The sequence below is a fragment of the Halomonas sp. QHL1 genome (assembly GCF_001882345.1).
Taxonomy (GTDB): Bacteria; Pseudomonadota; Gammaproteobacteria; order Pseudomonadales; family Halomonadaceae; genus Vreelandella.
On sequence record NZ_MINL01000001.1, the window covers coordinates 1274352 to 1286646 of the forward strand.

The 12295-nt window shown below is 54.2% G+C and carries 5 protein-coding genes and 3 rRNA genes; 1 reads left to right on the forward strand and 7 read right to left on the reverse strand.

The genetic code is table 11. The features are described from left to right. Positions 1-102: 102 nt before the first annotated feature. The 7 genes from rrf to QHL1GM_RS05860 form a co-directional block, all read right to left on the reverse strand. A 5S ribosomal RNA gene (gene rrf, locus QHL1GM_RS05830) occupies positions 103-218 on the reverse strand. Positions 219-380: 162 nt separating this feature from the next. Beyond that, positions 381-3273 (reverse strand): 23S ribosomal RNA (locus QHL1GM_RS05835). A 318-nt stretch (positions 3274-3591) separates the two neighbouring features. Next, positions 3592-5124, reverse strand: a 16S ribosomal RNA gene (locus tag QHL1GM_RS05840). The 16S, 23S and 5S rRNA genes sit together here, the layout of an rRNA operon. Before the next feature lie 530 nt (positions 5125-5654). After that, positions 5655-7460: an acyl-CoA dehydrogenase C-terminal domain-containing protein gene (locus QHL1GM_RS05845; RefSeq protein WP_071693631.1), complete on the reverse strand. Its 1806-nt coding sequence runs from the start codon at positions 7458-7460 to the stop codon at positions 5655-5657. A 241-nt stretch (positions 7461-7701) separates the two neighbouring features. Then, entirely contained in the window at positions 7702-8469 is a 768-nt protein-coding gene (locus QHL1GM_RS05850) for an SDR family NAD(P)-dependent oxidoreductase (RefSeq protein ID WP_071693632.1), read from the reverse strand. Between the two features lie 52 nt (positions 8470-8521). Continuing rightward, positions 8522-10192, reverse strand: coding sequence for an AMP-binding protein (locus tag QHL1GM_RS05855; RefSeq protein ID WP_071693633.1), 1671 nt, complete (start codon positions 10190-10192; stop codon positions 8522-8524). Between the two features lie 189 nt (positions 10193-10381). After that, the gene (locus tag QHL1GM_RS05860; RefSeq protein WP_071693634.1) at positions 10382-10951 is read right to left on the reverse strand and encodes a TetR/AcrR family transcriptional regulator; all 570 of its coding nucleotides are present in this window, start codon (positions 10949-10951) and stop codon (positions 10382-10384) included. Positions 10952-11077: 126 nt separating this feature from the next. Between QHL1GM_RS05860 and QHL1GM_RS05865 the strand changes: the two genes are divergently transcribed. Then, positions 11078-12280 carry an acetyl-CoA C-acyltransferase gene (locus tag QHL1GM_RS05865; RefSeq protein ID WP_071693635.1) on the forward strand — a complete coding sequence of 401 codons (1203 nt, stop codon included), beginning with the start codon at positions 11078-11080 and terminating at the stop codon, positions 12278-12280. The last annotated feature ends 15 nt before the right edge of the window (positions 12281-12295 follow it).

The following is a 12295-nucleotide window of genomic DNA, read 5'->3' on the forward strand; positions in this document are numbered from 1 at the left end:
AGTCGGCCGGCGCTCCGGGACTCTCCATGGGGAGACCCCTTGGTTTTCGTTCGCACAACTAAAATACCCCAGCTTCTCTCGAAGCTGGGGTACGGTATAGGTGCCTGACGATGACCTACTCTCGCATGGGGAGACCCCACACTACCATCGGCGCTAAGCGGTTTCACTGCTGAGTTCGGCAAGGGATCAGGTGGTTCACGCGTGCTATGGTCGTCAGGCGTAACGGGTGGTATATCATGCTGACGAGCGAGCTTTCTATCGTTGCTTGCTCAATTGTGTGCGTCTCATCGTGCCGCCCTGGCAGTTTGTTGCTTGGGCCACACGCTGCGTATCCGGTGTTCATTGACGTCATCATCGCGACCAGACCCCTTGGGTGTTATAGGGTCAAGCCTCACGGGCCATTAGTACACGTTAGCTCAACGCCTTGCAGCGCTTCCACACCGTGCCTATCAACCAGCTGGTCTCGCTGGGCCCTTCAGGAGGCTCTAGGCCTCAGGGATGTCTCATCTTGAAGGGGGCTTCCCGCTTAGATGCTTTCAGCGGTTATCCCGTCCGACCATAGCTACCCGGCAATGCCACTGGCGTGACAACCGGAACACCAGAGGGTCGTCCACTCCGGTCCTCTCGTACTAGGAGCAGCCCTTCTCAAACATCCAACGCCCACGGCAGATAGGGACCGAACTGTCTCACGACGTTCTAAACCCAGCTCGCGTACCACTTTAAATGGCGAACAGCCATACCCTTGGGACCGACTTCAGCCCCAGGATGTGATGAGCCGACATCGAGGTGCCAAACACCGCCGTCGATGTGAACTCTTGGGCGGTATCAGCCTGTTATCCCCGGAGTACCTTTTATCCGTTGAGCGATGGCCCTTCCATACAGAACCACCGGATCACTAGAACCTGCTTTCGCACCTGCTCGACGTGTCTGTCTCGCAGTCAAGCACCCTTATGCTCTTGCACTCAATGCACGATGTCCGACCGTGCTGAGGGTACCTTCGTGCTCCTCCGTTACTCTTTAGGAGGAGACCGCCCCAGTCAAACTACCCACCACACACTGTCCTCGATCCGGATAACGGACCTGAGTGAGAACGCCAATGATGCCAGGCTGGTATTTCAAGGTTGGCTCCCTCCGAACTGGCGTCCAGAGTTCAAAGCCTCCCAGCTATCCTACACAGGCAACATCAGCGTCCAGTGTGAAGCTATAGTAAAGGTTCACGGGGTCTTTCCGTCTAGCCGCGGGTACACCGCATCTTCACGGCGATTTCAATTTCACTGAGTCTCGGGTGGAGACAGCGTGGCCATCATTACGCCATTCGTGCAGGTCGGAACTTACCCGACAAGGAATTTCGCTACCTTAGGACCGTTATAGTTACGGCCGCCGTTTACCGGGGCTTCAATCAAGAGCTTCGCCTTGCGGCTAACACCATCATTTAACCTTCCGGCACCGGGCAGGCGTCACACCCTATACGTCCGCTTGCGCGTTAGCAGAGTGCTGTGTTTTTAATAAACAGTTGCAGCCACCTGGTATCTTCGACCGGTTCGGGCTTAGAGAGCAAGTCTCATCACCCTACGCCGGCGTGCCTTCTCCCGAAGTTACGGCACCATTTTGCCTAGTTCCTTCACCCGAGTTCTCTCAAGCGCCTTGGGATTCTCACCCTGACCACCTGTGTCGGTTTGGGGTACGGTCGCACATGATCTGAAGCTTAGAGGCTTTTCCTGGAAGCGTGGCATCAGTGACTTCCTGACCGTGGTCAGTTCATCTCGTGTCTCGGCCTTAAAAGGGTCCGGATTTACCTAAACCCTCAGCCTACTCACTTTCACCAGGACAACCAACGCCTGGCTCACCTAGCCTTCTTCGTCCCCCCATCGCAACCATGTCCGGTACGGGAATATTGACCCGTTTCCCATCGACTACGCCTTTCGGCCTCGCCTTAGGGGCCGACTCACTCTGCTCCGATTAGCGTCGAACAGAAACCCTTGGTCTTCCGGCGAGGGAGTTTTTCACTCCCTTTATCGTTACTCATGTCAGCATTCGCACTCGTGATACCTCCAGCAGACTTCTCAATCCACCTTCATTGGCGTACACGACGCTCCTCTACCGCTCATTCCTAAGAATGAACCCGTAGCTTCGGTACCTGGTTTAGCCCCGTTACATCTTCCGCGCAGGCCGACTCGACTAGTGAGCTATTACGCTTTCTTTAAAGGATGGCTGCTTCTAAGCCAACCTCCTAGCTGTCTGAGCCTTCCCACATCGTTTCCCACTTAACCAGGATTTCGGGACCTTAGCTGACGGTCTGGGTTGTTTCCCTTTTCACGACGGACGTTAGCACCCGCCGTGTGTCTCCCACGCGTTACTCACCGGTATTCGGAGTTTGCCTCGGGTTGGTAAGTCGGGATGACCCCCTAGCCGAAACAGTGCTCTACCCCCGGCGGTACTACGTGAGGCGCTACCTAAATAGCTTTCGAGGAGAACCAGCTATCTCCGAGCTTGATTAGCCTTTCACTCCGATCCACAAGTCATCCAAATCTTTTTCAACAGATCCTGGTTCGGGCCTCCAGTTGATGTTACTCAACCTTCACCCTGCTCATGGATAGATCGCTCGGTTTCGGGTCTATATCCAGCGACTGTGTCGCCCAGTTAAGACTCGGTTTCCCTACGGCTCCCCTATACGGTTAACCTCGCCACTGAATATAAGTCGCTGACCCATTATACAAAAGGTACGCAGTCACAGGACTAAGCCTGCTCCTACTGCTTGTACGCACACGGTTTCAGGATCTATTTCACTCCCCTCTCCGGGGTTCTTTTCGCCTTTCCCTCACGGTACTGGTTCACTATCGGTCAGCCAGGAGTATTTAGCCTTGGAGGATGGTCCCCCCGTCTTCAGTCAAGGTTTCTCGTGCCCCGACCTACTCGATTTCACATGATCAGGTTTTCGACTACGTGGCTATCACCCGCTACGGCCAGACTTCCCAATCTGTTCGCCTAATCAGTCACATGCTTAAGGGCTGCTCCCCGTTCGCTCGCCGCTACTAGGGGAATCTCGGTTGATTTCTTTTCCTCAGGGTACTTAGATGTTTCAGTTCCCCTGGTTCGCCTCGTACACCTATGTATTCAGTGCACGATACTCATCTTATGATGAGTGGGTTTCCCCATTCAGAAATGCCCGGGTCACAGGTTGTTGCCACCTCACCGAGCCTTATCGCAGGCTACCACGTCTTTCATCGCCTCTGGCTGCCTAGGCATCCACCGTGTGCGCTTCATTGCTTGACCCTATAACCCGAAGGAGTCTGGATGTCGCAATGATCACGTTTCATTTTGCCGGATACGCTGACGCGTATCACAATTTAAGACGCACTTCTTACGAAGTGTTCTTGTCAGCATGATATACATTGTTAAAGAGCGACTGCTATAAGCAGTGATAAGCGTTCTTTCGACTTAAAAAGAAGAAAAAGACCTTTAAAGATTTACAAACCTTAAAAGCTATTTTTTCTTTTTAACGTGAAAAAACAGAGACGCTTATCACTGCGTATCAACAGCTATCTGATCAGGTAATTCATTGTGGACGCTTGCCAACTGTGACGCATCGTTTAAGGAGGTGATCCAGCCGCAGGTTCCCCTACGGCTACCTTGTTACGACTTCACCCCAGTCATGAACCACACCGTGGTGATCGCCCTCTTGCGTTAGGCTAACCACTTCTGGTGCAGTCCACTCCCATGGTGTGACGGGCGGTGTGTACAAGGCCCGGGAACGTATTCACCGTGACATTCTGATTCACGATTACTAGCGATTCCGACTTCACGGAGTCGAGTTGCAGACTCCGATCCGGACTGAGACCGGCTTTAAGGGATTCGCTGACTCTCGCGAGCTCGCAGCCCTTTGTACCGGCCATTGTAGCACGTGTGTAGCCCTACCCGTAAGGGCCATGATGACTTGACGTCGTCCCCACCTTCCTCCGGTTTGTCACCGGCAGTCTCCTTAGAGTTCCCACCATTACGTGCTGGCAAATAAGGACAAGGGTTGCGCTCGTTACGGGACTTAACCCAACATTTCACAACACGAGCTGACGACAGCCATGCAGCACCTGTCTTACAGTTCCCGAAGGCACACCAGAATCTCTTCCGGCTTCTGTAGATGTCAAGGGTAGGTAAGGTTCTTCGCGTTGCATCGAATTAAACCACATGCTCCACCGCTTGTGCGGGCCCCCGTCAATTCATTTGAGTTTTAACCTTGCGGCCGTACTCCCCAGGCGGTCGACTTATCGCGTTAACTTCGCCACAAAGTGCTCTAGGCACCCAACGGCTGGTCGACATCGTTTACGGCGTGGACTACCAGGGTATCTAATCCTGTTTGCTACCCACGCTTTCGCACCTCAGTGTCAGTGTCAGTCCAGAAGGCCGCCTTCGCCACTGGTATTCCTCCCGATCTCTACGCATTTCACCGCTACACCGGGAATTCTACCTTCCTCTCCTGCACTCTAGCCTGACAGTTCCGGATGCCGTTCCCAGGTTGAGCCCGGGGCTTTCACAACCGGCTTATCAAGCCACCTACGCGCGCTTTACGCCCAGTAATTCCGATTAACGCTTGCACCCTCCGTATTACCGCGGCTGCTGGCACGGAGTTAGCCGGTGCTTCTTCTGCGAGTGATGTCTTTCCTGCCGGGTATTAACCGACAGGCGTTCTTCCTCGCTGAAAGTGCTTTACAACCCGAGGGCCTTCTTCACACACGCGGCATGGCTGGATCAGGGTTGCCCCCATTGTCCAATATTCCCCACTGCTGCCTCCCGTAGGAGTTCGGGCCGTGTCTCAGTCCCGATGTGGCTGATCATCCTCTCAGACCAGCTACGGATCGTTGCCTTGGTGAGCCTTTACCTCACCAACTAGCTAATCCGACATAGGCTCATCCAATAGCGGGAGCCGAAGCCCCCTTTCTCCCGTAGGACGTATGCGGTATTAGCCTGGGTTTCCCCAGGTTATCCCCCACTACCGGGCAGATTCCTATGCATTACTCACCCGTCCGCCGCTCGTCAGCATCTAGCAAGCTAGATCTGTTACCGCTCGACTTGCATGTGTTAGGCCTGCCGCCAGCGTTCAATCTGAGCCATGATCAAACTCTTCAGTTTAAGATCTATGCGGTTCTTACCTGTCACCGAAGCAACAGAAGCGAACCAAACTTGGCTCAAGGTTCAAACGAATTCACTGTGATACTCCGAAGAGTATCGATATGTTCGCTTGCCTTGATATTGGGTGATTTGTCACCAACATCAGCAAGCGCCCACATGAATTACCTGATCAAATTGTTAAAGAGCTGTTTCGCTGTGTTTGACTGGCGAACCGTTGAACTGGCTTGCCGCAGCGAGGAAGGCGTATTCTACGCATTTCCTAGTGGTTGTCAATATGCGATTTTCGCTATCTATAAAACCCTGACACGAAATCGCTAACCCTTTGACAAACCAAGGCTTTTACACCTTATGCACCGCTGGTAACGCTAGGCGTCCCCGGCAGCGGATGCGTACTTTAAGGCCTCACTATCAAGATAGCAAGTAAAAGAAGTTATTGCGTATAAAAAAGCGGCAGAAGGTTATCCTTCTGCCGCAAACCACCGATCAGAACGCCTGACCAGAGAGTGCTCTTTTAACATCCTAGCCGTTAATTAAATTTCAAAACCCAAGCCGAAGTCTTCGCTGGAGATAGCCATTAAGCTGGAAGCGCCTGATTGAATCATCTGTGCATGGGCCTTGGTACGCGGTAATAGCCGCTGGTAATAGAAGCGGGCCGTATTCAATTTAGCGGCATAAAAGGCCTTATCGTCACCTTCTAAAGAGGCAGACGCCTGTTTGGCCGCGCGGGCAAATAGGTACGCCAGCGTGACGTAGCCCGAGTACATAAGATAATCAACGCTAGCCGCGCCTACTTCTTCGCGGTCTTGCATTGCCTTCATGCCTACACCCATGGTCAGTTCGCCCCATTCTGCATTGAGTTTAGCCAGCGGCCCGACAAACTCTTTGAGAGCGGGATTGTCGGCTTCAGCTTTACAGAACTTATGGATCTCTTTAGTGAATACCTTCAGCGATTCACCCTGACTCATGAGTACTTTACGGCCCAGCAGATCTAGCGCCTGTATCCCGGTAGTACCTTCATACAAACGGGTGATACGCGCATCGCGCACCAATTGCTCCATACCCCACTCTTTAATGAAGCCATGACCGCCGTAAATCTGCACGCCCTCGTTGGTGCTTTCAAAACCAACTTCGGTCAGGAAAGCCTTAACGATAGGCGTTAGCAAACCAAGCAGGGTTTCAGCGTGATCTCGCTCTTCACCCGGCTCACCATGCTCCACCACGTCGAGCATTTGCGCGGCGTAAAGCACCAGCATACGCCCGCCTTCGGCGAAGGCTTTCTGGGTCAGCAGCATGCGGCGAACATCGGGGTGAACGATAATCGGATCAGCGGGCTTTTCAGGCGCCTGCTTGCCCGATAATCCACGCATCTGTAGCCGATCGCGAGCATAGCTCAATGAATTCTGAAAACTGGCTTCAATCAAACCCAGTCCTTGAATACCCACCCCGAGACGCGCTGCGTTCATCATGGTGAACATGCACGCCAGCCCTTTATTGGGCGGCCCTACTAAGTAACCGGTTGCGTCATCGAAGTTCATCACGCAGGTGGCATTACCATGAATGCCCATTTTGTGCTCGAGCGAACCACAGGTGACGCCATTACGCTCACCCACATTACCTTGAGCATCGGGCAAGAACTTGGGCACTACAAATAGCGAGATACCTTTAGAGCCTTCCGGTGCGCCGGGCAGTTTTGCCAATACCAAATGGACGATATTTTCAGCCAGATTATGCTCACCGGCGGAGATAAAGATTTTGGTGCCGGTAATCGCATAGGCGTCACCATCAGCGGGCACCGCTCGTGTCTTGATCAATCCGAGGTCAGTACCGCAGTGCGGCTCGGTTAGGCACATGGTGCCCGTCCATACCCCTTCAACCAGCTTGGTGAGGTACGTCGCTTTCTGCTCATCGGTACCATGGTGACGCAGTGCATCCGCCGCACCATGGGAGAGCCCTGGGTACATACCCCACGCCAAGTTAGTCGCGCAGATCATTTCCGACAGCAGCATCGCCAATGAAGGCGGCAGCCCCTGCCCCCCATGAGCAGGATCGGCGGCCAGGCTCGGCCAACCACCCTCTACGTACTGCTGGTATGCCTCTTTAAAACCGTTAGGCGCTTTGACCTCCCCCCCTTCCAGCAAACAACCCTCTTCATCGCCACTCTGATTGATCGGTAGCAGTACGTAGCGGGCGAAGCGCGCGCCCTCTTCCAAAATTGCGCTGACGACATCTGGCGACGCATCTTCACCGCTTGGTAGGCGCGCGTAATGAGCGGGGTAGTCAAGTATCTCGTCCATAACGAAACGCATATCACGAATAGGGGCCTGATAGCTGGGCATCGCACTTCTCCTAAAAGGGGGGTTGAGAGCCGATCAGTACATATGAGCTCACGACTTTCAAACACATGTTTGAAAATTAGCGCGAGGGCCTCTCAGAGTCAAGCGGGCGTTTGAATTTAACCTGCAAACACACTAGAACTTTGGTCGCCCAGTCTATAAACCCCTGGTGCAAATAATAAAAAAACTCGTCAACCAAAAGCCGACGAGTCGTTTATTTCTCTTTTACCTACTGGCCACCGATTTACTGCATGCGAATGCCGCCGTCTAAACGAATCAGCTCACCGTTGAGCATGGGATTGGTAATAATCTGCTCGGCTAATTGAGCAAACTCATCTGGCTTACCTAAACGCTTAGGAAATGGCACCGCTGCCGCTAGCGCCTGGGCAGCCTCGTCGGGAATTTCGCTCATCATCGGCGTTTCAAATACGCCAGGCGCGATTGCCATTACCCGAATAGCGTGCCGCGACAATTCCCGAGCCGCAGGTAAAGTCATACCCACGACGCCAGCTTTAGAGGCGCTATAAGCACACTGCCCCACCTGCCCATCGAAAGCAGCAATGGACGCGGTATTAATAATCACCCCGCGCTCGCCACTCTCATTGGGAGCGTTTTTAGCCATTGCCGCAGCCGCAAGGCGCATGACGTTAAAAGTGCCGACCAGATTGATATTGATCGTTTTCATATAGCTTTCTAAATCAGCTGGGTTGCCTTCTCGATCGACCAGCTTGGCTACGCTAACCACCCCCGCGCAATGAACCACGCCGGAAAGCCCACGTTCGCCACCCAGCGCTACCGCCGCCTCTACGGCCTGCTGCATCTGTTCGCCTGAAGTAATATCCGCCAGAATGGCGCGCGCATTTGCCCCCAGCTGCTGGGCATGGGTATTTACACTGTCGTTTAAGTCGCATATCACGACGCGAGCGCCTGCAGCGACTAAGCGCTCGGCGGTAGCCGCCCCCAACCCCGAAGCGGCCCCAGTAATTAAAAAAGTACTCTCCTTAACCTGCATCTCCGTATTCCCTATGTTTGTTTTGTATGGTTGCCATATATAGTCGATGGATTTATTCGCTAGCTTTGGCTTCTTCTACCGCCTGGGCACGCAGTTTAAAGCGCTGAATCTTGCCGCTGGGGGTTTTAGGCAACTCATCGACAAACTCAATAATGCGCGGAAAAGCGTGGGTCGAAAGTCGCTCACGTACTCGCTGTTTGATTTCATCAGCAAGCTCGTCACTGGCCTCATAGCCTTCTCGCAGCACGATATACGACTTGATCACCTCGCCGCGGATCTCATCAGGCTGACCCACTGCCGCTGACTCGGCAACCGCAGGATGCGTCATCACGCTATTCTCTACGTCCGTAGGCCCCACCCGGTAACCCGCGGTGGTAATAATATCGTCGTCACGCCCGGCAAATTGAAAAGTACCGTCTTCATTGCGGATAACCACATCGCCAGTCAGGTAATAGCCCTCTACAAAGGGGTTCTTCTCTTGCCAGGTGTAGCCCTGGAAAAAGTGCGCAGGGGAATTTTTGATATCGACGGCAAGGACACCAGGCTCCCCGGCAGGCAGCTCTTTATACTCCGCGTCCAAAATCGCCAGGCGATAACCTGGCATCGGCACGCCCATTGCGCCCACATGCTTAAGATGGTCAAGGGCATGGTGGTTATTACACGTCATGCCGGTTTCGGTCTGGCCGTAGTGATCCATGACCGGACAGCCCAGCGACTTCTCCACCCAGGTCACCACTTCAGTATTAAGAGGTTCACCCGCCGAGCTCGCCGCACGTAGCTCTAACGTTTCATGGGCGTCATCAAATAGCCCTGATGCTTTCATTAGCCGGTAGGCGGTGGGCGCAGCGGCAAAGTTAGTAATGTGATGGCGCTTCATAAACGCCAGCGCCCCTTCGGCGCTAAACCCTGCTTCGCAGAAATGGGTCGTCACGCCAAGCAGTAAAGGCCCGGCAATCGCATAGTAGAGACCATAGGCCCAGCCGGGATCGGCCATATTCCAGAAGCGGTCATCGTCACGTAGATCAATGGCCAGCTCCATATAGATTGCAAAAGCGGTCATCCCTGCCAATGGAACGGCAACGCCTTTCGGTTTGCCCACGGTGCCAGAGGTAAACATTTGCAGAAATGGCGCTTCAGGCGCGAGCCTTGGCGGTTTGTCGCTCATTGACGTATGCGTCAACGCCGCCTGCCAGTCGAGATCATCCGCATGCTCACTGGTCGCCCCACCCACGGCCAGTACCGGCGGGCACTGGCTAAGACCATCAAATTTATAGCGATTAGCGTGATCGGTGATCACCAGCTTGGTGCCTGCACGCCCGAGCCGATAGTCCACCGCATCGGGGCCGAAGGCGGTAAACAGCGGCTGATAAACCGCGCCAATACGCCAAGTGGCGAGCACGGCAATCAATAGCTGTGGTGACCGCGGCAGCATGCAAGCAATGCGGTCGCCTATACCCAACCCCTGAGACTGAAACCACCCCGCTAGCTTGGCGCTCTGCTCGTCTAGCTCGGCGTAGGTCAGGGTATGCATATCACCTTGAGAATCCTCTTGAACCAGCGCCAGCACATCGCCGCGGCCAGCGCGCACATGACGCCCACAGCAGGCCTCAAAGGCATTTAGCAGGCCGTCCCGGTGGTCATCCAGGCGAGCGATAACGCTATCCACGGAAAAGTTATCGAGGTAGTGGTGATAGTCGGGCAGTGAATGTGATGTCGCTGTCATGATGGCTCTCTTGTGTTATTGGAAATGAGCTCGTAGTGAGAATGGACGCAAGCAAAGTTGTTATATTTATCCGTTGACGTTAACGTAAGCTTGAAGATAATAGCAACGCTAAAAGTAAACGGCGCAGAGAGCAAGTACTGTTCTAAGTTGTGGCGTTAGACGTTGGTCGAGATCGAGGGCAGCGGAGCATCAAACCGAGGTAGGCATAATCATGGCAACCAGCTCGTCAGCGAGATCATCGGGCGAGCGTGGCCCGCTGGGGTCGTACCAGCGCACCGTCCAGTTAAGCGCTCCCAACACAAAGCGCGAGACAAGAAAGCGGTCGCCATGGATCAAGCCTGCTGCCAAAGCATCGTCGATAACAGCAACCCACAGCGCTTCATAAGCATCGCGTAAGTGGCTCAAATGAGCACTGGCCACCGGGTCGAGTCGGCGCCACTCAAAAAGTGCCACCACATGGGCATTGCGGTCAGTAAAGAGGGTTTCGAGATGGGCGCGCGCCATGGTGCGTAGGCGTACTTCAGGCTCGGCGGCGCACTCATTCAGCGCTTTTCTCGCAATCATCAAGGCATTTTGCGTGCCCTCTTCAATGACCGCAGCGAGGATTTCCTGCTTATCTTTAAAATGATGAAACAAGCTACCGGACTTAATACCCATTTCCTGCGCCAGCATACGCACCGTTGTGCGATCAAAGCCCTCTTGGACGAATAGCTGAGCAGCGAGGCGCGTCAATTCCTTGCGGCGAGGGGATGCATTCATTACATTCATGTTATTTACACTAGCGCTTGCTTGGTTACTCTGGAGAGAACCACAGCACCGTCTACGGGTCAACGTATCAACCACCACTTGGCATGATAATCACAATAATCCTGAAGGAGATTAGCCATGAGTAACCCCACCGATGTTGTATTTCTCGCTGCCAAACGCACCCCGATGGGCGGCATGATGGGCAGCCTAGCGAGCATGACAGCGCCTGAGCTTGGCGCCATCGCTATCAAAGCGGCCATTGAAGAGGCCAGAATCGATCCTGCGGCCATCAGCGAAGGCATTATGGGCTGTGTACTGCCCGCCGGTGTTAAGCAGGGCCCCGCGCGGCAAGCGATGCGCCAAGCCGGCATTCCTGATGCCAATGGCGCCACCACTATTAACAAGCTGTGCGGCTCGGGCATGAAAGCAGCGATGCTTGCCCACGATTTAATCAAAGCGGGCAGTGGTGATATTTTGCTGGCTGGCGGCATGGAGTCCATGTCTAATGCCCCACACGTGCTGACTAAGGCACGCGGTGGCTACCGATTGGGACACGGCGAGCTGAAAGACCATATGTTTTTGGATGGGCTGGAAGACGCCGAAACGGGCAAATTAATGGGCGTGTTTGCCCAGGATGTGGCTACTGAGCGCGGTTACACACGCGAGCGCCTGGATGACTTTGCTATTGCCTCCCTTGAGCGCGCCATGGCCGCTACCAACTCAGGCCACCTAAGCGCAGAGATGGCACCGGTAATGGTCACCTCTCGTCAGGGAGAAACCCTTGTCGAACACGATGAGCAGCCCTTCCAAGCTAAGCTCGATAAAATCCGCCAGCTGCGCCCCGCCTTTGCCAAAGACGGTACGATTACCGCCGCTAACGCCAGCTCAATTTCCGACGGCGCTTCGGCACTTATCTTGGCGAGTCAGGAAGCTGCAGATCAGCACGGCATTAAGCCGCTAGCGCGTATGCTAGGCCACACGACTCACTCGCGACACCCTAGCGAATTCACCATCGCGCCTGTGGGTGCGATTGAAAAGTTGATGAAAAAGCTCGATTGGGGCGTGAATGACGTAGACCTATTCGAGATTAACGAAGCCTTTGCGGTGGTCACACTCATGGCCATGGATGACTTGGGTCTCCCCCATGACAAGGTCAATGTGTTTGGCGGCGCCTGCGCCCAAGGCCACCCGATTGGCTCTACCGGCTCACGCATCATCGCCACGCTCATTCATGCGCTGCGCACTAAAGGCGGCAAGCGCGGCATCGCTAGCTTATGCATTGGCGGTGGCGAAGCAACCGCCGTCGCCGTCGAGCTAATCGATTATTCAGCGATTTCCTAGGCTAACCCACTGCGA